The 23,283-nt window shown below is 59.2% G+C and carries 23 protein-coding genes; 12 read left to right on the top strand and 11 right to left on the bottom strand.

Translation table 11 applies throughout. The annotated features are described in order from the left end of the window. Positions 1 to 50: 50 nt before the first annotated feature. Positions 51 to 1,391: an ATP-binding protein gene (locus MCRY_RS01685; protein WP_085627717.1), complete on the bottom strand. Its 1,341-nt coding sequence runs from the start codon at positions 1,389 to 1,391 to the stop codon at positions 51 to 53. Positions 1,392 to 1,754: 363 nt separating this feature from the next. Beyond that, positions 1,755 to 2,654 carry a LysR family transcriptional regulator gene (locus MCRY_RS01680; protein ID WP_238939724.1) on the bottom strand — a complete coding sequence of 300 codons (900 nt, stop codon included), beginning with the start codon at positions 2,652 to 2,654 and terminating at the stop codon, positions 1,755 to 1,757. Between the two features lie 173 nt (positions 2,655 to 2,827). Here MCRY_RS01680 and MCRY_RS01675 point away from each other — a divergent pair, with 173 nt between their 5' ends. Next, entirely contained in the window at positions 2,828 to 3,559 is a 732-nt protein-coding gene (locus MCRY_RS01675; protein WP_085627715.1) for a DUF4386 domain-containing protein, read from the top strand. Positions 3,560 to 3,619: 60 nt separating this feature from the next. On the opposite strand, the gene MCRY_RS01670 is transcribed toward MCRY_RS01675, so the two are convergent. Further along, positions 3,620 to 4,807, bottom strand: a complete 1,188-nt coding sequence (locus MCRY_RS01670) for an OmpA family protein (RefSeq protein ID WP_085627714.1) — start codon at positions 4,805 to 4,807, stop codon at positions 3,620 to 3,622. A 251-nt stretch (positions 4,808 to 5,058) separates the two neighbouring features. Here MCRY_RS01670 and pheS point away from each other — a divergent pair, with 251 nt between their 5' ends. From pheS to mscL, 5 genes are all read left to right on the top strand, one after another. Next, positions 5,059 to 6,129 carry a phenylalanine--tRNA ligase subunit alpha gene (gene pheS / locus MCRY_RS01665; RefSeq protein ID WP_085627713.1) on the top strand — a complete coding sequence of 357 codons (1,071 nt, stop codon included), beginning with the start codon at positions 5,059 to 5,061 and terminating at the stop codon, positions 6,127 to 6,129. A gap of 74 nt (positions 6,130 to 6,203) precedes the next feature. After that, positions 6,204 to 8,600: a phenylalanine--tRNA ligase subunit beta gene (gene pheT, locus MCRY_RS01660; RefSeq protein WP_085627712.1), complete on the top strand. Its 2,397-nt coding sequence runs from the start codon at positions 6,204 to 6,206 to the stop codon at positions 8,598 to 8,600. A 29-nt stretch (positions 8,601 to 8,629) separates the two neighbouring features. Further along, on the top strand, positions 8,630 to 9,262 hold the full coding sequence (locus tag MCRY_RS01655; RefSeq protein ID WP_085627711.1) for a class I SAM-dependent methyltransferase: 633 nt from the start codon (positions 8,630 to 8,632) through the stop codon (positions 9,260 to 9,262). Between the two features lie 54 nt (positions 9,263 to 9,316). Continuing rightward, the gene (locus MCRY_RS01650; protein WP_085627710.1) at positions 9,317 to 9,766 is read left to right on the top strand and encodes a YtoQ family protein; all 450 of its coding nucleotides are present in this window, start codon (positions 9,317 to 9,319) and stop codon (positions 9,764 to 9,766) included. A gap of 163 nt (positions 9,767 to 9,929) precedes the next feature. Further along, positions 9,930 to 10,355 (top strand): large conductance mechanosensitive channel protein MscL, encoded by a 426-nt coding sequence (mscL, locus tag MCRY_RS01645; protein ID WP_085627709.1) that lies wholly within the window; start codon positions 9,930 to 9,932, stop codon positions 10,353 to 10,355. A 76-nt stretch (positions 10,356 to 10,431) separates the two neighbouring features. Here mscL and MCRY_RS01640 read toward each other — a convergent pair whose 3' ends face one another. The 5 genes from MCRY_RS01640 to pncA all read right to left on the bottom strand — a co-directional run bounded on the left by MCRY_RS01640 (position 10,432) and on the right by pncA (position 15,118). Further along, positions 10,432 to 11,718: a PQQ-dependent sugar dehydrogenase gene (locus tag MCRY_RS01640; protein WP_085627708.1), complete on the bottom strand. Its 1,287-nt coding sequence runs from the start codon at positions 11,716 to 11,718 to the stop codon at positions 10,432 to 10,434. Positions 11,719 to 11,894: 176 nt separating this feature from the next. Beyond that, positions 11,895 to 13,187 (bottom strand): nicotinate phosphoribosyltransferase, encoded by a 1,293-nt coding sequence (gene pncB / locus MCRY_RS01635; protein ID WP_085627707.1) that lies wholly within the window; start codon positions 13,185 to 13,187, stop codon positions 11,895 to 11,897. Positions 13,188 to 13,247: 60 nt separating this feature from the next. Further along, positions 13,248 to 13,703 carry a tellurite resistance TerB family protein gene (locus tag MCRY_RS01630; RefSeq protein ID WP_085627706.1) on the bottom strand — a complete coding sequence of 152 codons (456 nt, stop codon included), beginning with the start codon at positions 13,701 to 13,703 and terminating at the stop codon, positions 13,248 to 13,250. 123 nt (positions 13,704 to 13,826) lie between these two features. After that, positions 13,827 to 14,528 carry a YkgJ family cysteine cluster protein gene (locus MCRY_RS01625; protein ID WP_085627705.1) on the bottom strand — a complete coding sequence of 234 codons (702 nt, stop codon included), beginning with the start codon at positions 14,526 to 14,528 and terminating at the stop codon, positions 13,827 to 13,829. Further along, positions 14,525 to 15,118 (bottom strand): bifunctional nicotinamidase/pyrazinamidase, encoded by a 594-nt coding sequence (gene pncA / locus MCRY_RS01620; protein WP_085627704.1) that lies wholly within the window; start codon positions 15,116 to 15,118, stop codon positions 14,525 to 14,527. The genes MCRY_RS01625 and pncA overlap by 4 nt, the downstream gene beginning before the upstream one ends. 112 nt (positions 15,119 to 15,230) lie before the next feature. On the opposite strand from pncA, the gene trhO reads away from it, so the two are divergent. After that, positions 15,231 to 16,151, top strand: coding sequence for an oxygen-dependent tRNA uridine(34) hydroxylase TrhO (gene trhO / locus MCRY_RS01615; RefSeq protein WP_085627703.1), 921 nt, complete (start codon positions 15,231 to 15,233; stop codon positions 16,149 to 16,151). Positions 16,152 to 16,263: 112 nt separating this feature from the next. Here the strand turns inward: trhO and MCRY_RS01610 are convergent, their stop codons facing one another. The 3 genes from MCRY_RS01610 to MCRY_RS01600 are packed head-to-tail and all read right to left on the bottom strand — an operon-like array spanning position 16,264 to position 17,756. Continuing rightward, entirely contained in the window at positions 16,264 to 16,596 is a 333-nt protein-coding gene (locus tag MCRY_RS01610) for a hypothetical protein (RefSeq protein ID WP_085627702.1), read from the bottom strand. Positions 16,597 to 16,631: 35 nt separating this feature from the next. Further along, positions 16,632 to 17,342, bottom strand: coding sequence for a DUF599 domain-containing protein (locus MCRY_RS01605; protein ID WP_085627701.1), 711 nt, complete (start codon positions 17,340 to 17,342; stop codon positions 16,632 to 16,634). A 3-nt stretch (positions 17,343 to 17,345) separates the two neighbouring features. Then, complete coding sequence (locus MCRY_RS01600; protein WP_085627700.1) at positions 17,346 to 17,756, bottom strand: CopD family protein; 411 nt, start codon at positions 17,754 to 17,756, stop codon at positions 17,346 to 17,348. A gap of 122 nt (positions 17,757 to 17,878) precedes the next feature. Here MCRY_RS01600 and MCRY_RS01595 point away from each other — a divergent pair, with 122 nt between their 5' ends. The 5 genes from MCRY_RS01595 (at position 17,879) to MCRY_RS01575 (ending at position 23,282) form a co-directional block, all read left to right on the top strand. Then, entirely contained in the window at positions 17,879 to 19,327 is a 1,449-nt protein-coding gene (locus tag MCRY_RS01595) for an FAD-linked oxidase C-terminal domain-containing protein (RefSeq protein ID WP_085627773.1), read from the top strand. A gap of 54 nt (positions 19,328 to 19,381) precedes the next feature. Next, the gene (locus MCRY_RS01590; protein WP_085627699.1) at positions 19,382 to 20,485 is read left to right on the top strand and encodes an FAD-binding protein; all 1,104 of its coding nucleotides are present in this window, start codon (positions 19,382 to 19,384) and stop codon (positions 20,483 to 20,485) included. A gap of 3 nt (positions 20,486 to 20,488) precedes the next feature. After that, complete coding sequence (gene glcF / locus MCRY_RS01585) at positions 20,489 to 21,802, top strand: glycolate oxidase subunit GlcF (protein WP_085627698.1); 1,314 nt, start codon at positions 20,489 to 20,491, stop codon at positions 21,800 to 21,802. 70 nt (positions 21,803 to 21,872) lie between these two features. Then, positions 21,873 to 22,670: a trypsin-like serine peptidase gene (locus MCRY_RS01580; protein ID WP_238939732.1), complete on the top strand. Its 798-nt coding sequence runs from the start codon at positions 21,873 to 21,875 to the stop codon at positions 22,668 to 22,670. Between the two features lie 144 nt (positions 22,671 to 22,814). Beyond that, a complete protein-coding gene (locus MCRY_RS01575) occupies positions 22,815 to 23,282 on the top strand; it encodes an Hsp20 family protein (protein WP_085627697.1) in 468 nt (155 codons plus the stop codon). The last annotated feature ends 1 nt before the right edge of the window (position 23,283 follow it).

Raw genomic sequence — 23,283 nt, 5'->3', positions numbered from 1 at the left:
CCATGCAAGAAACCAATTTCATGAAATGAGCGGGCAACGTGAGCGACGGGTCACGGTTGGACCGGAAAAAACAGCTCCAGAATTGTCCCCTTGGGGGTATTTTGAGACACGACAACTGCGCCACCGGATTGCTTCATGAAACCATGAACCATGGACAGCCCAAGCCCATATCCCGAACTTGCCGGTTTGGTGGAGAAGAACGGATCAAATACGCGCTCGATCTGGTCAGATGTCATGCCCGTTCCAGTGTCGACAACCTTAACCGACACATAAACTCCCGGAGACAAAACCCGCGGAAGCATGAGCCGGGACATTGTGCTGCGGCCAACGATATCTGTCGACACCGTGAGCGTGCCGCCGTCGGCCATAGCTTCGATCCCGTTTGAAATAACTGCATTGATGGCAGATTTTGCCGCGCTGACATCTGTATCGGCAACAAGGTCGATCGGTGACAGATCAAGCTGCAACGTCACATTGTGGGGAACAACCGAAACGCCACATAGGTCGGCAACCAGATCGTTCATATTCGTCTTGGAAAACGTCAATTTGGATCGCTGAGCAAAAACCAGCAGATCGGACACCAATCGTGTCGCCCGCTGTGACGCAAGGCTTGCTTCATTAAGAAATCGCCGGCTGCTCGGTTCCTTGAAATAGGCCTCGACCAGTTCAAGATTTCCCGAAATGACAGACAGCAGATTGTTGAAATCATATGCGAGGCGACCTGTCAGTTGTCCGACCGCTTCGTGTCTGCGCGCGTCGTGCAGCTCGGCCTCAAGCGCTTTTCGACTGCAGATTTCCTCTGATAGCTTTGCATGCGTCTTGACGAGGTCGGCATACCGTTGCTGGGACCGATCCGCCTCGTCCAGCAGTTCAAGCTTGGCGCTTGTCATCGCGGCCACGGTTGTCAAGATTTCGAGCTCGGCCGGGCCGAAGGCATGCGCATCCGGATGTTCGCTGTCGATCACGCCAACCAATTGTCCACGGGACAGCAAAGGCACACAGATCTCCGACCGCGCGGGCTGGGAATCCTGAATGTAGTTCGCGTCATTCAGCAGATCATCCACAATAATCGGCTGCCGTGAGAGCGCCACTTTGCCTGTGATCCCGACACCAAAGGGAATGACGAGCGGATTGAGGATCGTCCTGCCGTAGGGGTTCTTTTCCCCAAGCGCAGCAACCTGTGTCAGTTCCTGGGTTTCAACGTCAGCGGTGTAGATCACACAATCTACAAACCCCAATCTGCCAGCCACATTTCGTGCAACGTACCAGAACAGATCAGTGGCGTTCGGTATGGAAATTAAGTCGACGGCAAATTCATTGAGCGTGCGCAGAAAATCGGGGTTTTGTTCGGCGACACTCGCGTTGAACTCACTTGGTGCTGTATTACTCATAAGAAGATCCCCCGGACACTTGCGCGCAAAAGTTGTATAATGTGTATCGTGTATAGATCATAAATCAAGACAGCTTTTTCCCAAACCACGCAAAGAATGAACATTCTCGGTATTGGGAAAACTCAAAACATGCAGCCAAGAACCACCCAAAACATCATGATATGGCGCACAAACCCATAGGTGCACGGAACGCGCTAGATATTGAAATTACGATGTTTTTTGGAAACAGATCAAAGCACTTTGAGATCTCGCAAACACCTGCCCCGCAACATCGGAACGGCTCTGAATTTTCTGCCGTCACCGTTCACTGGACACGATCTGTAGAGGAAAGAACCCCACATCTGATGCGCGCAACCCTAGCGATCATGCTGATTGTGATGCCGAAAGCTCGGCCGCAAGGAAATCGAATACGAACCGCATGCGCCGATTGGTCAGGATATCCCGATGCGCGGTCAACCAGATCGGAAATGGCACATCTGGCAAAGATGGCGCGATACGGCACATAGTGGGATCACGGTCTCCAATCCCGGTATCGACAATTCCAACACCCAGACCCTGTCGAACCATTTCCCACATCGCAAGATAACTGGTGCATTCACAAGCGACAGAGGCGTGCGGGATAGACACTCCGAAACTCTGCAGTGCGGCTATGAATTCTTGCGCTGGACCGGGTGTAATCAGATCAACATTGGCCCAATCAGTCTCAGTCTCGACCATGCCAGTGCGCGAAGCATAATCCTGCGCGGCAAAGAAAGCTGCCCTCGCATCGGCAAGCCGTTTGGCAATCAGATCGGGCTCCTTCGGGCGAAAATTGCGCACCGCGATATCGGCCTCGCGCCGCATCAGGTCGCTGGCTTGATTGTCCGCCAAGATGCGCAACGTGATTTTGGGTTCCGCCTCGCGCAGACGCTTCAGGATCGGCGGCAATACCAAACCTGCGTAAAGATCGGACGCAGAGATCGTCACCAAGCCAGACACGTCTTCCGATTGCCCATGCGCAGCAATCGACAATGCCATCGCGGCATCGCCCATCTTTCGCGCATGCGCAATCAGATCGGCCCCGGCGGGGGTCAGTTCGAGCCCCCGGCCAAAACGCTCGAACAACACAACTCCCAGTTCGGTTTGCAACGCATCGACCTGCCGGCTGAGCGTCGGCTGTGCCAATCCCAATGCCCGTGCAGCAGCCGATAGCGACCCTTCTTCTGCCGTCACAAGGAAGGCTCGCACGCGGTTCCAGTCAAAAGTGACAGAAGACCAATCCATGCATTTTTGCATATCAGAAATAGAATATACGTCAATTATGTTGAGATAGCTTTGCAGCTAATGTCTGTCGCAGTCGTCACACCAAAGCGGCACCCACGACTTGCCCAACCTTCATAAACGGTGGTCACCCGACCCGCCGGTCCAAATGATTTTGCCTCAAGAAAGGACATGTCATGCACGCCTTTTCCGATCCGACCTCCCCCATCTATGCCCGATTGACGGGCATGTTCTATCTCGGTATCGCCATCGCCGGTGGGTTTGCCATCGCGTATGTTCCCTCGCAGATCGTGGTCCCGGACGATCCGGCGCAAACGGTCGCGAACATCCTCAACCGGAGCGCGCTTTATCAATCCGGTATCGCGGCGGATGTTGTCGTGATGATATTCGAGATCATGGCCCTGACCATGCTCTACTTCATGTTCAAACCGGTTTCGGCGACCCTTTCCTTGGCCGCTGCGATAACGCGGTTGAGCATGGTCAGCGTGATGTCCGCGATGCTGTTCTTCCACGCAGGAGCGACCCTTCTTGCGACGTCTCCGGATCTCATGCCCAGCTTCAACGCAAGCCAACGCGCCGACCTTGCCGGTCTCCTGCTGGAAATGCACCGCGCCGGTGTCTGGATCTGGCAGGTCTTCTTTACAGTTCATCTCGTTCTGCTCGGCGCTTTGATTGTGGCCTCCAACAAAGCCCCCCGCCTGATCGGCATCGGCCTCATGCTGGGCGCGTCAGGGTACCTGCTCGACAGTGTCTATGCTTTCGCATTCCCGGATGCCGCACTTCTTGGGGCTTTGCGCATCGCTCTGTTGGTCATCGTAACACTGTCGGAACTCAGTTTCGCCCTTTGGCTCGTTATCAAGGGGCAAAGCACAGCGACAACAGCTCAGCACATGGCGGTTAGCCACTAACTCCAAAACGAAAACGGGCGGCCTAGCGACCGCCCGCATCCATCAAGACCAGTGTTTGACCTAGTTTTCGAGAATAATGTCGAAATCAACCCGGTGCTCGCTAAGACCCGGCTGCCCAGCAAGAACCTGCGGGGCAGAATGCGCCGCGATGATGATCTGTTCCGGATCGAACCCGGCCGCCACAAGCGAACTCATCAATGCGACAGCCCGAAGGCGCGCAGTGGCCGGAGTTTCACCCGACCCCGGATCATCCGAGAACTGACCCACAACCCGCAACCGAGCATCGGGGCAGGCACTGGCCCTTGCCGCGAGATCGACGACAGCAGGCATTCCATCAGATGGCGCAGTGATCGAACGCGGCGAATAGAACAGTTTGGTCTGTGCCACTGCCGCTTGCAGCTGCGCAGCACAGGCCGACGATGCGCTCGCCAACGGACGCGAGAACCCGGTTACACCCGCGCGCTGCGCCACTTCACGGACTTCGAACTCCACACGACGGTCATAGTACGCAGTCGACTGTGTGCCGGTGATGCGCGACGGTTCCTGGCTGCCCAGCCCCACCGACTGGAACCGAACCACGTCGATGCCAGAGGCTGCGATCCGTTTCAGGACAGCGTCCGCGCGCTGCTGGCTGAGCCGCAGATTGGCCGCTGGGTCACCCGACGGATCGGAATGCCCTTCGACGACGATTTCGACATGTGGACAATCTTGCGCGACCAACCCGATAAGGCGCGCTTGCGCCATTCCAGCCTCATCGGCTGTCAGGCCACCGCTGGGGAAATAGACACGCGCTTCACCAGCCAAAACCCGCAGGTCTTCGACACAGGACCTGTCCTGCGCAAGATTGGCCTGCGCTGCGGCAAAGAACGCCCCCGGATTGCTTGTCGGGCTGACCGAAGGCTCTGGTTCGATCGACACCTGTTGCGGCGTGACCTCTGGCTGCGCCGGGGTCACAACTGCCGGTTCCACCGGGACAGGTGCCAACGTGACCTCTGGAACCTGCGGCGCCTGCTGGACGACCGCCTGAAGTGCTTCGATGCTGCCAGACGAATCCGGCAGCATACCGATGCCCTGTTCACCCAAGGCCACAGGGTTCTGCGTCATGGTACGCGACACTTCAAATTCAGACGCAACGTCGACCGGCGCTGCATCGCGCGGGCCAAAACTAATGACACCCGTGGCAGCAAGGACGATCGCCGTCGTTGGCGCAATCCACGGCAAATGCTCTTTCAAAATTCGTAACGACATGCTCTTCCCCCAGAATTAAGCAGCATCGTGAGCGTTGTTTCGCTCAACATATTGGCAGTGATATCTTTAGATACTGCTCAATTTGGTGTATGCGTCAACATCTATGTGGCAACCATGCGCTGTAGGATAGAATTTCTTTTCGCCTGTCACTTTCGCGACTCAGCATGAAAGAATCCCACCGGACATTCCGGCTGCCTTGCGTCCCTGCACGGTCGCGGCTAGGGAAAGCACGACACGAGCCGGAGGGTGACATGGACGATCTGCGCGACAAGTATATTGGGCTGATAGCAGCGGCGAGCGACGAAGCGGCGCTTGAAGACCTGCGCGTACAGGCCGTCGGCAAGAAAGGCGAGATCAGCCTCAAGATGCGCGAACTGGGCAAGATGAGCCCCGAAGAGCGTCAAACAGCCGGTCCCGCGCTGAACGCGCTCAAGGACGAGATCAACTCGGCCCTCTCCGCGAAAAAAGCCGCGCTAGAAGACACCGCACTTGATGAGCGTCTGCGCGGCGAATGGCTGGACGTGACACTGCCCGGTCGCGGTCACCGCCAAGGCACGATCCACCCGATCAGCCAGGTGACCGAAGAGGTCACCGCGATCTTCGCCGATATGGGTTTTTCGGTTGCCGAAGGCCCGCAGATCGACACCGACTGGTACAACTTCGACGCGCTGAACATCCCCGGCCACCACCCCGCGCGCGCCGAGATGGACACGTTCTACATGCACCGCGCCGACGGCGACGACCGCCCGCCCCATGTGCTGCGCACCCACACCTCGCCAGTGCAGATCCGGTCGATGGAGAAAACCGGCGCGCCCATCCGCATCATCGCACCGGGCCGCGTCTACCGCGCCGATTACGACCAGACCCACACACCGATGTTCCACCAGGTCGAAGGCCTTGCCATCGACAAGGACATCTCCATGGCGAACCTGAAATGGGTGCTGGAAGAATTCGTGAAGGCCTATTTCGAGGTGGACGATGTCGAGCTTCGCTTCCGCGCGTCGCACTTCCCCTTCACCGAACCGTCTGCCGAAGTCGACATTCGCTGTTCATGGGAAGGCGGCACATTGAAAGTGGGCGAAGGCGACGACTGGCTCGAAATCCTCGGCTCCGGCATGGTGCATCCGCATGTTCTGCAAAGCGCAGGCGTCGACCCGAACGAGTGGCAGGGCTTTGCCTTCGGCATGGGCATCGACCGCATCGCGATGCTGAAATACGGCATCCCCGACCTGCGCGCCTTCTTTGACTCTGACCTGCGCTGGCTGCGCCACTACGGCTTTGCCGCGCTGGATGTGCCCACGCTGCATGGCGGATTGAGTTAAAATCGTAGGCCGGGCTTCAGCCCGGCACAGAACTGGATTGCCGGGCTGAAGCCCGGCCTACAGGAAGACGAACCATGAAATTCACCCTCTCCTGGCTGAAAAAGCACCTCGACACCACCGCGACCGTGGACGAGATCACCTATGCCCTGACCGATCTGGGCCTCGAGGTCGAAGGCATCGAAAATCCGGCGGACAAACTCAAGACCTTTACGCTGGCAAAGGTGAAACACGCCGAACAGCACCCAGATGCTGACCGCCTGCGCGTCTGCACGGTTGAGACCGACGAAGGCGACAAGCAGATCGTCTGCGGCGCGCCGAACGCACGCGCGGGCATCACCGTCGTTCTGGCAAAACCGGGCGACTACGTGCCGGGCATCGACGTGACCCTCAGCGTCGGCAACATTCGCGGCGTCGAAAGCCACGGCATGATGGCGTCCGAGCGCGAGCTTGAATTGAGCGAAGAACATGACGGCATCATCGAACTGCCCTCGGGCGAGGTGGGCCAGAAGTTCATCGACTGGCTGGCCCAGAACGATCCCGCCAAAGTGGACCCGGTGATCGAAATCGCCATCACCCCCAACCGCCCCGACGCGCTGGGTGTGCAGGGCATCGCCCGCGATCTGGCGGCGCGCGGACTGGGCACGCTCAAGGCCAAACCCGCCGATCCCGTGCCCGCGTCGTTCACGGCTGAAACCAAGGTTATCATCGACGAAGACACGCTGGACGGTTGCCCGCTGTTCTGTAGTCGCATCATTCGCGGCGTCAAAAACGGCCCCAGCCCGCAATGGCTGCAAGACGCCCTGCGCGCCATCGGTCTGCGCCCGATCAACTTCCTTGTCGATGTGACCAACTTCTTTACCTACGACCGCAACCGCCCGCTTCACGTGTTTGACATGGCGAAAGTGACCGGCGACCTGCGCGTCCACCGCGCGGCTGGTGGTGAGGAACTGCTGGCCCTCGACGGCAAGACCTACACGCTCCAGCCCGGCCAGATGGTCATTTCCGACGCGAACGGCCCAGAAAGCATCGCGGGTATCATGGGCGGCGAAGAGACCGGCTGCACCGACGAGACCACCGATGTCTTTGTCGAAAGCGCCTATTGGGATCCGATCCAGATCGCCTACGCGGGTCGTGCTCTCAAGATCAACTCCGACGCGCGCTACCGCTTTGAACGCGGTGTCGATCCGGCCTTCACCCCCGAAGGTCTGGAATTGGCCGTGCGCATGATCGTCGATCACGCGGGCGGCGAAGCGTCTGACATGATCATCGCCGGTGCCGTGCCCGACACCTCGCGCGCTTACAAGCTTAACCCTGCGCGCGTGATCTCGCTCGTCGGCATGGAGATCCCCGAAGCCACACAGCGCCAGACGCTCACCGCCCTTGGCTTCCGCCTCGAAGGCAACATGGCGCATGTGCCGTCCTGGCGTCCCGATGTCATGGGCGAGGCTGATCTGGTGGAAGAGGTCGCCCGCATCGCGTCGCTGACCAAGTTGGAAGGCAAACCGATGCGGCGCACCAACCCCGGTGTGCCCAAGCCGATCCTGTCCCCAATGCAGCGCCGCGAACGTGCCGCGCGTCGGACAGCGGCGGCGCTCGGCTACAACGAATGTGTCACCTACAGCTTCATCGACAAAGCGTCTGCCACCCTTTTCGGCGGCGGTGATGATATCACAATGCTCGCCAACCCAATCAGCACGGACATGAGCCACATGCGCCCCGCCCTGCTGCCCGGTCTTTTGCAGGCAGCCGCCCGCAATCAGGCACGCGGGTTCATGGACCTTGCGCTCTTTGAACTGGGCCACGCCTTCCACGGCGGCGAACCCGAAGAGCAGCACCTGATGCTGTCCGGTGTCCTGATCGGCAAAACCGGCCCCAAAGACGTGCACGGCACCGCCCGCGCGGTCGATGTGTTTGACGCCAAGGCCGATGCCGAGGCGATCCTTGCAGCCATGGGTGCACCCGCCAAAACCCAAATCCTGCGCGGTGCCAGCGATTGGTGGCATCCGGGACGTCACGGAATGATCTGCCTTGGCCCAAAAAAGGTGCTGGGCGTCTTTGGCGAACTGCACCCCAAAGTGCTCAAGGCGATGGATGTCAAAGGCCCGGTCGTCGGTTTCACCCTCTGGCCGCAGGAAATTCCGATGCCGCGCAAGACCGGGGCCACACGCCCAGCGCTGGTGCTCAACGATCTGCAAGCGGTCGAACGGGATTTCGCCTTTGTCGTCGATGCCCAAATCGCAGCGCTCGACCTGATGAACGCCGCAGCTGGGGCAGACAAGACGTTGATCTCTGACGTGCGTCTGTTCGATGAATTCATCGGCGGGTCGCTGGGTGAGGGCAAGAAATCCCTCGCCATCACCGTGCGACTTCAGCCAACCGACAGCACGCTCAAGGAAGCGGACATCGAAGCGGTCGGCAAAAAGATCATCGAAAAGGTCGAAAAAGCCACCGGCGGCGTGCTGCGCGGCTAGAGCGACATAGCAGAAAAGGCGAGGCCACCATGTATAAGTCTGCGAAGTTCTGGGATCGGGCCGCGGACAAATACGCGGCCTCGCCGATCCGCAACCAAGACGCCTATGAGGCCACCTTGGACAAGATGCGCCTGCTCTTGTCACCCGACGATACCGTGCTCGAACTGGGCTGCGGCACCGGCACCACTGCGCTTGCCCTTGCCGCAAGCGTCCAACACATCATCGCCACTGATGTCTCTAACGCAATGTTGGACAAGGGACGCGAAAAGGCGCAGGCTGCTGGCACGACCAATGTCGATTTCCGCCAATCCGACGCTGCTGATGCCCCCGCAGGCCCGTTCGACGCGGTGCTGGCCTTAAACCTTCTGCACCTGATCGAAGACATGGACGGCGCCTTGGCCGAAATCGCCAAACGGACCAAACCCGGTGGTGTGTTCGTATCAAAAACCTTCTGCATGCCGGAACACCGCAACATGATCTGGTGGTTCATCCAGCTTGGCCTGCCCATTATGCAAGCCATTGGCAAAGCACCCTATTTTGCCAAATTGGCGACGTCCGACCTTGATGCTGCGATCACAAAATCCGGGTTCAACATTGTCGAAACCATAAACGCTCCAGGCAAAGACCCCCGCCGCACAGTTATTGCGCGCCGGGCCGATTGATTGGCCTTTCCGCAGATCTGCGCTACCCCTTTCCCAAACAATTAGGAGTACCCCATGACCCTGCGTGTCTACCTGTCCGGCGAAATCCACACCGATTGGCGTGAACAGATCATCGATGCCTGCGAAGGCCTTGATGTAACCTTCGACAGCCCCGTCACTGATCACGCCGCCAGCGACGATTGCGGCGTGGCGATCCTCGGCGCAGAAGAGAACAAGTATTGGCACGACCACAAGGGCGCGATGGTCAACGCGATCCGCACCCGTAAGGGCATCGCGGATGCCGATGTGGTCGTCGTGCGGTTCGGCGAGAAATACAAACAGTGGAACGCTGCCTTTGACGCCGGATACGCCGCCGCATTGGGCAAGTCGCTGATCATCCTGCAACAGCCCGAACATGACCACGCGCTGAAAGAGGTCGACGCGGCGGCTCTTGCGATGACCCGCACCCCACAGGAAGTCGCGCAAATCCTGCGCTACGTGCTGACCGGAACACTCCCCGGCTAAGAGCATCGCTAAAGGTGAGTCTTCCATGCTGCATTTTTGCGGCAAGGTTTCGCAATTTCCCCGTGGTTTGTGTCGGAAGACGTGACAAAGACCGTGGCGATGATATCAAAATCTTCGCTGCGCGTTTTTCGCCGCGGTAAGCCAACACGAGGGAAACACAGTAATGATTCAAGAATTCAAGGACTTCATTGCCAAAGGCAATGTCATGGACATGGCCGTCGGTATCATCGTCGGCGCTGCTTTCACAGCGATCGTCACATCACTGGTCGGCGACATCATCAACCCGATCATCGCGCTCTTTACCGGCGGCATCGACTTCTCGGGTTGGTTCTATACGCTTGATGGCAGCACCCATGCATCACTGGCCACCGCGCAGGAAGCTGGCGCTCCGGTATTCGCAGTGGGAAGCTTCATCATGGCCCTGATCAACTTTCTGATCATCGCCTTTGTGGTGTTCCTGCTGGTCAAGATGGTCAACCGGATCAAATCTGCCGCTGAAAAGCCGGAAGATGTGGCACCTGAAGTTCCAACCGGCCCAAGCGAACTTGATGTGCTGCTCGAAATCCGGGATGCCTTGAAGAAAAGCTGACACGCTCTCGCCGCTGGCTGCGTGACTGACCCTAAAAGAGCCCTGCGCCGGACCGTCCGGCGCAGGGTTTTTCGTATCAGTTGCCCGGAGTGAGCTTGTGGATAAAGCCCTCATCCGTCGCGGTGTACAGGCTACCATCCGGCCCGAACACAACCGACCGGAACCGCCCCGACTCCATCGGCAAGGTCAGTTCCGTGACATCTTCAACCGTCATCTCGTCGGTCAGTTCGATGACGTCGATCCGCTGACCGATCGGTGTGCCACCAAAGCCGATACCCATGATCCCAACGACCATCGCACCGTTCCAGTCACCCCACTGCTCGCCCTCAAGGAACGCAGCCGAAGATGTGCCCTGTGACCAACCGTTATTGTCCCAGATCGGCGGCATAGCGTCAGGATATGTTGCCAGATCCGTCATCGGCATGAACGCAGCACGCGCATAGCGGTCCATGCCATCCATCTGGTTCGGGCTGTAACCGCAGTAATTGTCCGGGCAATCGCCCCGACCGGCCATATTCGGGCGCGGATCCCAACCGGCGTTGCCGCCGTTGCTGAGCACTGTGATCTCGTCCGAATGCCACGGGCCATGCTCTGCCGTGATCGGCGTGCCGGTTCCCGGATGGAATGCGATGCCCTGAACGTTGCGATGCCCATAGGTGTAGGTCCGCTTGTCGAACCCTTCCGGCGGCGTGTTCTCGGCAGCAGCGTTGCCATCCCGGTCGATACGCAGCACCTTGCTGCCCATCATCGTTGGGCTTTGCGGCACTTCGCCGTTATGGGTGTCTCCGGTCGTCAGGTAGATATACCCGTCCGGCCCGAAACGAACCCGCCCGCCATTATGCGCACCCGACCCACCGAAGGGGTGGTCACTCGGCGCCATCTTGTAGGGCACATCGTCCACGATATCGGTGCGATCCGACACGTTGGAGAAATCGTCATTCACCACCATGCGCATCAACCGGTTGGTGTGCGGCGTAACCATATTAGATGTCGAATAGACATAGATCTGGCGGTTGGTCGCAAAATCGGGATCAACGGCAACACCCATCATCCCGGCCTGGCCATCACAGAACAGGTCGTCAGCGCTGCTGGCATAGCCTTCGGCACCGGACATGCCCAAAAGGCTGTTCACCTGACCGGACGGCAGCATAACGGACAGCCCGTCACATTTTTCCGTAAAGAACATGGTGCCGTCGTCAAGGAACGACATGTCCCATGGCTCATCAAGGTCTTGCAAAACAAGTGTATGCTGCAGGCTGGTCGTGTTCATCATTTGGGCCGAAGCCGAAGACGCGGCAATAAATGCACCGGTCATGAACGGCGCAAGCGCCAGAACAGCGGTAGTACGAGACAGATAACCCATAATATCCTCCCTGAATTATGGAACATCCAACTTCCTCCGATAACGCAAGGTGACCCTGCGTCAGTTGGACACAGCAGAGCTAGTGCCACGCCCAGATCTAATCAACACCTGAGATACATCTTTTCTTGATAATTGGGATTTCCGCAGAAAAGCGGCCGCCGCGCAGACGCTCTTTGTCAGACCACCACGTCCAGCCGTTCTTGCGCGCCAACGTCGAAAACACGCTTGTAGCGATCAATCTGGTCCTGTGGTCCCATCGCCTTGTTGGGGTTGTCAGACAGTTTTACCGTCGCCCGCCCATTCGCATCGACCGCCTTGCACACAAGGCTGAACGGCGCCAGTCGATCATCCGGCGTGAGCCCCCGGAAGTCATTGGTCAGCAAAGTCCCCCAACCAAAGGACACGCGCACACGACCAGCGAACTGACGCTGCAACTCTAGGATCTTGTCCACATCCAACCCGTCCGAGAAGATCACCAGCTTCTTGGTCGGGTCTTCGCCCCGCTCTTTCCACCAGCGGATCGCAGTCTCGGCCCCGGTTGCGGGGTCACCTGAATCAATGCGGATACCTGTCCACCCCGCCAACCAATCCGGCGCGTTCTTGAGGAACCCTTCAGTGCCATAGGTGTCTGGCAGGATCATCCGCAGATTGCCTTCGTGTTCTTCGTGCCAATCGGCAAGAACGTCATAAGGCGCCTTTGCCAACGCCGCATCATCCTTGGCCAAAGCCGCATAAACCATCGGCAGCTCATGCGCGTTGGTGCCAATCGCCTCAAGGTCGCGGTTCTTGGCGATCAGGCAGTTCGACGTGCCAACGAAACTGTCGCCCAGCCCTTCGTACATTGCCTGCACGCACCAGTCCTGCCACAGGAACGAATGCCGCCGCCGTGTGCCGAAATCCGCGATGCGCAAGGCCGGATCACCACGCAGCTTTTCGATCTTTTCCCACAGCTTGGTCATGGCGCGCGCATAAAGCACCTGCAGCTCGAACCGCCCCATGTCGTTCAGAACCGCGCGTCCGCGCAACTCCATCAACACCGCCAGCGCCGGAATCTCCCAAAGCATCACCTCGGGCCACGCGCCTTCAAAAGTCAGTTCGTACTGATCGCCCACCCGCTCAAGGTGATAAGGCGGTAGGCGTAGCTGTTCGAACCATTCCATGAAATCCGGGCGGAACATCTGGCGCTTGCCGTAAAACGTGTTCCCGCGCAGCCATGTGCTTTCGTTGCGCCGCAAAGACAGCGACCGGATGTGATCCAACTGTTCGCGCAACTCCCCTTCGTCGATCAGCTTGGCCAAGGGCACATGCGAGGACCGGTTGATCAGGCTGAACGTGACCTGCGTGTCACGCTTGTTGCGGAACACCGACTGGCACATCAGCAGCTTGTAGAAATCCGTGTCGATGAGCGACCGCACAATCGGGTCGATCTTCCATTTGTGGTTCCAGACGCGGGTGGCGATATCAACCATGAGGGTCTCCGAAAGCGCGGGCGCCTCGCTTAGACCAACCCAACCCCGACTTGTCCAGTGTCAGTGGTACTTGTGCCAGTTCGCGACCTCTTCATCGCGGATGCGCTCACAGGTCGCCTCATCCACGCCCAAGAGACCCGCGATCTCACCGACAAGCAGGTCTTCCTTGGCATGGCGATTGCCATCGGCATAGACCACATCCCACAGCGCCGCGACCGCCGCTTCGCGTTTCTCTTGGCTGATGTTTTCGGTCAGGATCGCCGCAAGATCGGCGGTCTTGGGAAGCTCGTGTTCCAGCTTTTCGCATTGCGCCCGCATCTTTGCCGCCTCAAGGGGTTTGAGCCCGTAAATCCGAGACAACACACGGTCGATCTCTTCGACCTCCTGAAAAAGGTATGCTTTATCTGCCATCGCAGTGCGCACCATCAACGCACCCAACGCGTATTTGGCGTCCGCAGGCGGCAGCGGAGTCGTGGGCGTGGACTTATCAAACAGGGCAAGGATGCGTTCGAACATGGCTCGGTGCCTCTTACGAGAGTGTTTTTAAGAGACTACGAAACTCTGCGACAGGCACAAAGAGGGAAACCACATGCAGATGCGTCTCCGTTCCCAACAGTGCGCATTCGGGAACACCCTTGGTCAAACGCGCGAGATATCCCGCTTGCTGCGCTTGAGTTCTGCGTCCAACTCGGTCGGTTTGTGCCGCGCATGTACCAAAGCCTCGTCCAGCGAAACCCCGTCGACAGCAGCCGCTGCAACCTGTGCCAGCGCATAGGTCGACACCCGCTTCACCCCCTTGAGGGCCGCGCGGCTCAGACCGATGGCCGCAAGATAGGTGTGATACGGCCCCAAGGTGCCCGGCCCAGGCACAGCCTGTCCTTCAGACACCGATTTGCACGCCTCAACATCGGTCGACACATAGGCCCGGCAGATCATCGGTCGTGCCTCATAGGCGCGGCAACTGCGGGTTTCCGGGTCCAGCGATGGACACGCTTTTGGATGCCAAGCGCGACCATCGGGCTGCCCCGCCAAGGGCGCAAGCGCGCTGTGGAGTGCAACAGCTTCGGCCTCGGTGATCGTTCCGCCATCCGCACCTGACAGGATGCAGCAGAACGCGCAGCCATCGGCGCAGGCCAGTCCCTGCGGAGACAGCCCCGACAAAGCGACCCGCCCAATCCCGGTGGCTGCCGTCCCATCGGCAAGGTCTTTCGTGGCACGCGCCGTATCTGGCTGCGCCCCTATGTAAGCGACCAAGCCACGCTTGGCGCGGTCACTCACCTCGGGCGTGCTTGGTGTGCGGGCTTTGTTCAGGCGGTCCGCCAGCGTCGGGATTTTGCTCATGCCAGCGTCACACCCGCCTGCGCCATGTCCTGTTTCGCCGCCTCAAGCGATCCGTTCAGGTTGATGGCCCGGCAAAGGTCCATGCGCACAGTCACATCGAACCCCAGCTTGGCCGCATCAATCGCCGAATAGGCGACGCAGAAATCAGTGGCGAGGCCAACCAGTGTCAGCGTCGTAATCCCGCGCGTGCGCAGATAGCCCTCAAGACCGGTGGGCGTTTCGTGGTCATTCTCAAAAAACGCCGAATAGCTGTCGATCGCGCGGCGGAACCCTTTGCGGATCACCATCTCGGCGCGGTCGGTGGTCAGGTCACGGTGAAACGCCGAACCCTCCGATCCAATCACGCAATGATCCGGCCAAAGCACTTGCGGACCGTACGGCATCTCGATCAAACCGTACGGCTCTTGCCCGTCATGTTGCGAGGCGAAACTCGAATGGTCCGCCGGGTGCCAATCCTGCGTCAGCACAACCGACCCGGCCTCTGCCATCAGCGCATTGATCCCCGGAACGATCTTGTCGCCTTCTGGCACGGCCAATGCGCCGCCGGGGCAGAAATCATTTTGGACGTCGATGACGATCAGCGCAGACATGGGGTAGCCTCCTCTTGGGTGTGCCTTGGGTAAGAACACTGTCCAACAGGGTCAAGGGTTGCGGCATCGCGGGGCCTTGCGCGACCGGGAATCGAGGCGTAATTCCGCGCCCATGTTTACGGTTTGCGCACTCTACCACTTCACCCGCTTTGACGATCCGGCCGCCCTGCAGGAGCCGTTGCTGACGGTCTGCCGCAACAACGCGATCACCGGCACGCTTCTGTTGGCGCGCGAAGGCATCAATGGCACGGTCGCCGGGCCCGAGGCTGGCATTAACGCTTTGTTAACCAATCTGCGCGCCCTGCCCGGCTGCGCCGATCTGGAATGGAAACTGTCGACCGCGCAGGACCGCCCTTTCCACCGCATGAAGGTGCGGCTGAAAAAAGAGATCGTGACCATGGGCGTGCCCGATGTCGATCCGCGCGCCAAGGTCGGCCACTACGTGCAACCTGCGGACTGGAACGAGCTGATCCAAAGCCCCGATGTGGCCGTGATCGACACCCGCAATGATTACGAGGTCGCCATCGGAACCTTCGACGGCGCAGTTGATCCCAAGACCGACAGCTTTCGCGAATTCCCCGAATGGTGGGAAAAGAACAAGGACCGCTTTCACAACAAGCGGATTGCCATGTTCTGCACCGGGGGTATTCGCTGCGAAAAGTCGACGAACTACCTGATCAGTCAGGGGGTCGAGGACGTGTACCACCTCAAGGGCGGCATCCTGAAATATCTCGAAGAGGTGCCCGCCGAGCAAAGCACCTGGCAGGGCGAATGCTTTGTTTTTGATGCGCGCGTGTCCGTGGGGCATGGCCTTAAGGAAGGGCCACATTTGCTTTGCCACGCCTGCCGTCACCCAATTTTACCGGATGATAAAAATCGCCCTGAATACGAGCAAGGTGTGTCCTGCCATCTGTGTTTCAACGAGACCTCGGACGACGACAAAGCCCGGTTCCGCGAACGGCAAAAACAGATCCGCTTGGCCGAAGCGCGGGGCGAACGGCATCTGCATTCGGACGTGGTTGACGAAACGTAAATAGGTCCGCCCCGGCCCTATTGTTTCGCACGCGAAACATTGGGTCAGGTTCCGTTCCGTTTCTTGTCCACCATTATTGGGGTGCGGTCAGAGGGTGGTCGTACGACGGCTCTTAGCGCATCAGAGAAACGCGTGTGTCAGACCAGCCGTCGACCGAGCATTTCGCCCGGATAAACAACGGACCATCGGGTAGATCGTTAACCGTCAGACTTCGGGTAAACGGCTGCTCCTCAACATGCGGATGCAGCAATTCCCGCGTTCCAATCACAGTCCCGTCTTCGGTTTCGACCCGCCAGCCATCGGCGTAGTGATCCCATCCCGTATCCGGGTGCGCGAGGGTTACAGACACGCGCGCGCCGCTCACTTCGGCCCCGACGATCTGAGGTGGATCGGCAAAAGCGGGCGCTGCGAAACAGCCAAAACAAAAGAGGGCACGGGTCAACATAGGATGAGACTAGCAGACCCATCCTCACCCAGCGGTCACGATTTCGCGTCCGGCGCACCGTGAATGAGGACATACCGCGATTGTGACGCGAATTCCCGCCGCAAGATCACCAGCAGGGTCACCAGCGTGGCAAGGATCAACGGCCCCGCCCCAAGCAGCCATGCTGAAGACGCGATGCCGAAATAGACCGACCGCAGCCCGCGATTGTATCCCCGCGCTGCCGTGATGTTCACTTCGCCGGCTTGTAACGCCATCGGCAACGCCTTTGGATCGTCCGGGTCGTTCGGCACCGCCGCCATGATGACCGAGCAGTAACCGAACAGCCGATGCGACCAGACAAATTTCAGAAATGCGTTCGCTGCGAACAACAATAGAACCAGCAGTTTGACCTCCAGAAGAAAAATCGGATCACTTTCAAGCGTCAAATCCTGCGCCACCCCTCGTAACCGCTCCGCATTACCCAACAACGCGAAACTGCCACCGATGGCGATCATGCTGGCCGAGGCAAAAAACGCCGTGCCTTGCCGCAGGCTTGCAATGATCTGACTGTCGAAGATACGCGGATCGCGTTGCACGAAGGTGCGCATCCATTCGCGGCGAAACTCTGCCATGATCTGCGATGTCGACGGATGTGATTTCGGCGCGTTCTCGACCACGAGACTGCAGGCGATCCAACTGCCGATGAGCAAGCCAAGACCAACCGCATCCAAAGCCGTGAAGAGGTAAAGGCGATCAAACCAGTCCATCGGTCAGAACGGTTTGACGACGACAACCCACAGGATCGCGATGGCGCCGAACACGCTGACTTCGTTGAAGATGCGCAGGTAGCGGTCGGATTCTGTGAACACGCCGCGTTTCGCCCGCAGCACCAGCCGACCTGTCCACGCATAGTGCAGCGCAAGCAGCAGCACGAGACTCAGCTTGAGCCAAACCCAACCCGGCATGCCCCACAGACCACCCAACCAAAGTCCTGTGATGATCGCGATCACGCCCAACCCTGCGGAAAAGCGATAGAGTCGGATGGTCAGATCCCCCAAAGGACCGAATTCGCCGATCCGGTCATATTCGCGCTTCCAGTAGATCAGGGCGCGGGGGACGGCAAAGATCGAGGTCATCCAACCCATGACGCAGAGAATATGAATGATCTTGATCCAATCCATAGCAGCTTGGTGACCGGGCTTGACCGCAAAGGCAAGAGGAACAGATGCCGCGCGTTGCAAAATTTTCGCTGGTGTTATCTGACATATTGGTTATATCTTTTTACCAATTTGGAGGAAACGCCATGCAAATGCCCCAACCCGACGCGCGTGTACTGTCCCGCAAGGCGCAGATCGTTGCACGCCTGCGCGATGCCATCCCGGCTGATGCGGTGATCTCGGACGAGATGGAAACCCGTGCCTATGAGTGCGATGCGCTGACGGCCTATAAGTGCCCGCCTCTTGCGGTCGTTCTGCCGTCGACAACCAAAGAGGTCGCGGCGGTTCTCAAGGTCTGCCACGAGATGGGTGTTCCCGTTGTTCCACGCGGATCAGGCACATCACTGGCCGGGGGCGCATTGCCAACGGCGGATTGCGTGCTGCTGGGCGTCGCACGCATGAATGACGTGCTGGAGACCGATTACGACAACCGCTTCATCCGTGTGCAGACCGGGCGTACCAATCTGAGCGTCACCGGCGCAGTTGAGGCGGATGGGTTCTTTTACGCGCCCGATCCATCAAGCCAGTTGGCCTGTGCCATTGCGGGCAATATCGCGATGAACTCTGGTGGTGCGCATTGCCTGAAATACGGCGTGACGACCAACAACCTGATGGGTGTCACGATGGTGCAGATGGATGGCACAGTAATGGAGATCGGCGGCAAACATCTGGATGCGGGTGGGTATGATCTGCTGGGTCTGATCTGTGGCTCGGAAGGACAGTTGGGCGTCGTCACCGAAGCCACGCTGCGCATTCTGCCCAAACCCGAAGGCGCGCGGCCTGTGCTGATGGGATTCGATGCAAACGAAGTCGCAGGCGCCTGTGTGGCCGACATCATCAAGGCGGGCGTTCTGCCAGTTGCCATCGAATTCATGGACCGCCCCTGTATCGAGGCGACCGAAGCCTTTGCCAAAGCGGGCTATCCGATGTGTGAAGCGCTGTTGATCGTCGAGGTCGAGGGCAGCCCTGCCGAGATCGACGAGCAGCTTTCCCTGATCCTTGAAATCGCCCGCAGACACAACCCGGTGGAGCTGCGCGAAGCCAAGGATGCCGACGAGGCTGGGCGCATCTGGCTGGGGCGTAAATCGGCCTTCGGCGCAATGGGGCAGATCAACGATTACATGTGCCTCGATGGCACGATCCCGGTGTCGGAGTTGCCTTACGTGCTGCGCCGGATCGGTGAGATGTCCAAGGAATACGGGCTGGATGTGGCCAACGTGTTCCACGCTGGCGACGGCAACATGCACCCGCTGATCCTGTTCGATGCGAACAAGGAAGGCGATCTGGAGCTGTGCGAGGCGTTTGGCGCCGATATCCTGCGGCTGTGTGTCGAGGTGGGCGGCTGCCTGACCGGGGAGCACGGCGTTGGCATCGAAAAGCGCGATTTGATGGTGGACCAGTTTGCGCCTGCCGATCTTGAGGCGCAGATGGCGGTGAAGGATGTGTTCGACCCCGCATGGTTGTTGAACCCGGCCAAGGTGTTCCCGCTGGCGGCGTCGGAAAGCCGCCGCAGCGTTGCGCTGGCGGCGGAGTAAGTCTTGGGGGCTCTGCCCCCAAACCCCCGGCATATTTGGAAAAAGAAGAAGATCATGAGACCTGAGACAGAGGCCGAACTGGCCGACATGATCGCATCGGCAAGCGGGCCCGTTTGTGTGCGAGGTGGGGGAACGCGGGGCGTTAACCTGAATGGAGCTATGCTGGAAACCGGCGGGTTGTCGGGGGTCACGTTGTATGAGCCGGGGTCTTTGACACTTGTGGCGCAAGCGGGAACGCCGTTGGTCGAGATTGAAGCGGCACTGGATGCCGAAGGTCAAAGATTGGCGTTCGAGCCGATGGATCATCGGGGGCTGATGGGTACATCCGGCGCGCCAACCATTGGCGGTGTCGTAGCGGCCAATGTCAGCGGGCCCCGTCGAGTGTCGGTTGGGGCCTGTCGGGATTTCATGCTGGGTGTTCGGTTCGTTGATGGGACCGGGACCATCGTCAAGAATGGCGGGCGGGTGATGAAGAACGTCACTGGTTACGATCTGGTCAAGCTGATGAGCGGGTCGTGGGGCACGTTGGGTGTGTTGAGCGAGGTGAGCCTCAAGGTTTTGCCGAAGCCGGAAACGGCCGCTTGCGTGATGATCGACGGGTTGAGCGATGCGGACGCAGTGCGGGCGATGGCAAAGGCGCTGGGATCGCCGTTCGAGGTATCGGGTGCAGCGCATATCCCCGCAGGTTTGGATGGGCATCCGGTGACGATGCTGCGGATCGAAGGCTTTGCCGGGTCGGTGGCTTATCGCGCGGATCAGATCGCAGGGCTGTTTGATGATATGGCTGTGCGGGTTGACCGCGATCTTGAGGCGGTGACAAAAAGCTGGGCTTGGGTGCGCGATGTTTCGGCATTTCATGGCGCGGAGGGCGATGTCTGGCGCGTGTCTTGTACGCCGTCGGACGCCGCAACGCTTGCAGCCAAAATCGGCGCTGATGCGCTGCTCTACGATTGGGGCGGAGGGCTGATCTGGGCGCGTGTGACGCAAGGCAAAGACGTGCGGGCGCGTCTGGGCGAGTTTGACGGCCATGCGACCTTGGTCCGCGGAACCGGCCAACCGAAGTTTCAACCCAACCCGGCGCCTATTGCTGCGTTGTCACGTGGCCTGCAGCAGAAATTCGATCCGAAAGGCATCCTGAACACGGGATTGATGGGGTAAGCGATGCAGACGACATTCACAGAAGACCAGCTTCGCGATCCGGACATAAAACGCTCGAACGAGGTGTTGCGGACCTGCGTGCATTGCGGGTTTTGCACCGCAACCTGTCCGACATATCAGGTGTTGGGCGACGAGTTGGACAGCCCGCGTGGGCGGATTTACCTGATCAAGGATATGCTTGAAAACGAGCGCAAGCCGGACGAGAAGACGGTCAAACATATCGACCGCTGCCTGTCCTGTCTGGCCTGTATGACCACTTGCCCGTCGGGTGTGCATTACATGCATCTGGTCGATCATGCGCGGGCGTATATCGAAAAGAACTATGATCGCCCGTGGCACGAGAAAGCGCTGCGTTGGACGTTGGCGCATATCCTGCCCTATCCGACGCGGTTCCGGGTCGCGTTGTTGCTGGCGAAGATTGGCAAGCCGTTTGCGCCGCTCATTCCGGATGCACGGGTGAAGGCGATGCTGGAGATGGCACCGAAAACCATTCCGCCTGTCAGCCGCAATGACGATCCGCAAAGCTTTGCGCCGGTGGCACCGCGCAAGAAGCGGGTGGCGTTGATGACCGGGTGTGCGCAGAAGGCGCTGAATACCGATATCAACGATGCGACGATCCGGTTGCTGACGCGGCTGGGCTGCGAGGTAGTCGTAGCACAAGGCGCGGGCTGCTGTGGGGCGCTGACGCATCACATGGGCAAGGTGGACGAAAGCCACGGATCGGCGGCGGCGAATATCAAAGCCTGGGCGCGCGAGATGGATGGCGCGGGCCTTGATGCGATTGTCATCAACACCAGCGGCTGCGGCACCACCGTCAAGGATTACGGGCATATGTTCCGCAATGACGCCTTGGCTGCAGATGCACTGCGCGTGTCGGCGATTGCCAAGGATGTCAGCGAAGTGCTGATCGACCTGATCGACGAGGCCAGCGTCGCTGGGGCGCGGACGCATCATGGTGGGATGAAGGTGGCCTATCACGCCGCGTGCAGCTTGCAGCACGGGCAGCAGATCAAGACACATCCCAAGACGCTGCTCAAGGCGGCAGGGTTCGAAGTGGTGGAACCGGCGGACAGTCATCTGTGCTGTGGGTCGGCGGGCACATACAACCTGATGCAACCGGAGATTTCCAAGCAGTTGAAGGCGCGCAAGGTCAAAACGTTGGAGGCCAAGCAACCCGACATCATCGCAGCTGGCAATATCGGATGCATGATGCAGATCGGGTCCGGGACGGCGGTACCGATCGTACATACGGTCGAATTGCTGGATTGGGCGACGGGTGGGCCGAAACCAACAGCACTTGCCGCGTCTCACGGCTGACCCTGGGTCATAGTTTCGCCCCAATTGGCGCATAACTGCACAAGACAAACGGAGGTGACCTGTGCGCCAAATGCTCTGGGGGGCATTGTTTTCGCTGCTTCCAGCCATTGCTGGAGCTCAAAGCACCGGGCTGTTCTCGATGGAGAGCCGCCAGGATGGTCGCGCGTGGGAAGCTGTTGGGCGGCTAGAACTGGCTGGCACAGCGTTTTGCACCGGGTCATTGATCACCCCAAACCTCGTTCTGACGGCGGCCCATTGCCTGTACAACGAAGCGGGCGAATTGCTTGCCCCCGAGGATATTCAGTTCCTTGCCGGGTGGCGCAACGGGCGTGCGGCAGCCTATCGGCGCGTGCGACGGGCGGTGGCGCATCCGGAATACGACTTTACCGCTGAACCCAGCCCAGAGCGCGTTTACTTCGATATCGCTTTGATCGAGTTGCAACACCCGATCCAGAATACGACGATCATCCCGTTCGTAACCGGGGAACGACCCAAGGTTGGCGAAAGCGTCGGTGTAGTATCCTACGCCCACAACAGATCCGAAGCGCCCTCCATGCAAGATACCTGCGAAGTGATGTCGGCGCAGAAGACCCTTTTGATCATGTCCTGTTCCGTAGATTTCGGCAGCTCCGGATCGCCGGTTTTCGCGTTTGGGGCGCAGGGTGCGCGAATTGTCTCGGTGGTCTCGTCCAAGGCCAAGAGCGGGGAGCAGCCGGTGTCCTTAGGTGCCCCTCTCGAGGCGCAGATCGACGCAATTCTCGGGATGATGGCGCAGGGCGCAGGGTTCCCCGAAGGTTCGGTACACCGCCCGCTGCGTGCCGAGGCTGGCGAACGCAAGGATACAGGCGCGAAATTCATTCGGCCCTGAGCCGTGTGACATCACCCTTGAAACCCGAAGCTTGCCATCCCAAATCACATTCGTCGGGATGCCCAGACGGGGCCTGACAGCAAACTTGGCCTGTCCACATCGGAAGGCTTGCAACATCTGGTATCGCTCAATGGAGGATGACCTATGCGAGGATATGATTTCGCACCGCTTTACCGCGCAACTGTCGGCTTTGACCAAATCGCCGACCTAATGGATCGGGTTCTGACCAACGAGGTCGCGCAACCCACCTACCCGCCCTACAATATCGAGAAGACAGCCGATGATGCATATCGCATTTCGATCGCCGTTGCGGGGTTCTCGGATGACGACCTGACCGTTGAGGTCAAGGATGGCGCGCTACACGTGTCTGCACGCAAGGTCGATGAAAACGAAGGCCGCACCTATCTGCACCGCGGCATTGCGACCCGCGCGTTCCAGCGTCGGTTCCATTTGGCCGATCATGTCCGCGTCGTTGGCGCGAGCCATGAGAACGGTATGCTGCATATCGACCTGCAACGCGAGATTCCCGAAGCGCTGAAACCGCGCCGGATCGCGATTGCCAAGGCCGATGCGGTTGATAAAGACGTTGTGGACGCAAAAGCCGTCAACTGAT

Source organism: Marivita cryptomonadis (assembly GCF_002115725.1).
Lineage (GTDB): Bacteria > Pseudomonadota > Alphaproteobacteria > Rhodobacterales > Rhodobacteraceae > Marivita > Marivita cryptomonadis.
Note: the sequence above shows the minus strand (reverse complement) of the source record. Positions and strands in the feature narration are given on the sequence as shown.

What these genes read in the sequence shown, in the direction of transcription:
- MCRY_RS01685 (WP_085627717.1), bottom strand. Translation starts at nt 1,391, where the DNA reads ATGAGTAATACAGCACCAAGTGAGTTCAACGCGAGTGTCGCCGAACAA.
- MCRY_RS01680 (WP_238939724.1), bottom strand. Translation starts at nt 2,654, where the DNA reads ATGGATTGGTCTTCTGTCACTTTTGACTGGAACCGCGTGCGAGCCTTC.
- MCRY_RS01675 (WP_085627715.1), top strand. Translation starts at nt 2,828, where the DNA reads ATGCACGCCTTTTCCGATCCGACCTCCCCCATCTATGCCCGATTGACG.
- MCRY_RS01670 (WP_085627714.1), bottom strand. Translation starts at nt 4,807, where the DNA reads ATGTCGTTACGAATTTTGAAAGAGCATTTGCCGTGGATTGCGCCAACG.
- pheS (WP_085627713.1), top strand. Translation starts at nt 5,059, where the DNA reads ATGGACGATCTGCGCGACAAGTATATTGGGCTGATAGCAGCGGCGAGC.
- pheT (WP_085627712.1), top strand. Translation starts at nt 6,204, where the DNA reads ATGAAATTCACCCTCTCCTGGCTGAAAAAGCACCTCGACACCACCGCG.
- MCRY_RS01655 (WP_085627711.1), top strand. Translation starts at nt 8,630, where the DNA reads ATGTATAAGTCTGCGAAGTTCTGGGATCGGGCCGCGGACAAATACGCG.
- MCRY_RS01650 (WP_085627710.1), top strand. Translation starts at nt 9,317, where the DNA reads ATGACCCTGCGTGTCTACCTGTCCGGCGAAATCCACACCGATTGGCGT.
- mscL (WP_085627709.1), top strand. Translation starts at nt 9,930, where the DNA reads ATGATTCAAGAATTCAAGGACTTCATTGCCAAAGGCAATGTCATGGAC.
- MCRY_RS01640 (WP_085627708.1), bottom strand. Translation starts at nt 11,718, where the DNA reads ATGGGTTATCTGTCTCGTACTACCGCTGTTCTGGCGCTTGCGCCGTTC.
- pncB (WP_085627707.1), bottom strand. Translation starts at nt 13,187, where the DNA reads ATGGTTGATATCGCCACCCGCGTCTGGAACCACAAATGGAAGATCGAC.
- MCRY_RS01630 (WP_085627706.1), bottom strand. Translation starts at nt 13,703, where the DNA reads ATGTTCGAACGCATCCTTGCCCTGTTTGATAAGTCCACGCCCACGACT.
- MCRY_RS01625 (WP_085627705.1), bottom strand. Translation starts at nt 14,528, where the DNA reads ATGAGCAAAATCCCGACGCTGGCGGACCGCCTGAACAAAGCCCGCACA.
- pncA (WP_085627704.1), bottom strand. Translation starts at nt 15,118, where the DNA reads ATGTCTGCGCTGATCGTCATCGACGTCCAAAATGATTTCTGCCCCGGC.
- trhO (WP_085627703.1), top strand. Translation starts at nt 15,231, where the DNA reads ATGTTTACGGTTTGCGCACTCTACCACTTCACCCGCTTTGACGATCCG.
- MCRY_RS01610 (WP_085627702.1), bottom strand. Translation starts at nt 16,596, where the DNA reads ATGTTGACCCGTGCCCTCTTTTGTTTTGGCTGTTTCGCAGCGCCCGCT.
- MCRY_RS01605 (WP_085627701.1), bottom strand. Translation starts at nt 17,342, where the DNA reads ATGGACTGGTTTGATCGCCTTTACCTCTTCACGGCTTTGGATGCGGTT.
- MCRY_RS01600 (WP_085627700.1), bottom strand. Translation starts at nt 17,756, where the DNA reads ATGGATTGGATCAAGATCATTCATATTCTCTGCGTCATGGGTTGGATG.
- MCRY_RS01595 (WP_085627773.1), top strand. Translation starts at nt 17,879, where the DNA reads ATGCAAATGCCCCAACCCGACGCGCGTGTACTGTCCCGCAAGGCGCAG.
- MCRY_RS01590 (WP_085627699.1), top strand. Translation starts at nt 19,382, where the DNA reads ATGAGACCTGAGACAGAGGCCGAACTGGCCGACATGATCGCATCGGCA.
- glcF (WP_085627698.1), top strand. Translation starts at nt 20,489, where the DNA reads ATGCAGACGACATTCACAGAAGACCAGCTTCGCGATCCGGACATAAAA.
- MCRY_RS01580 (WP_238939732.1), top strand. Translation starts at nt 21,873, where the DNA reads ATGCTCTGGGGGGCATTGTTTTCGCTGCTTCCAGCCATTGCTGGAGCT.
- MCRY_RS01575 (WP_085627697.1), top strand. Translation starts at nt 22,815, where the DNA reads ATGCGAGGATATGATTTCGCACCGCTTTACCGCGCAACTGTCGGCTTT.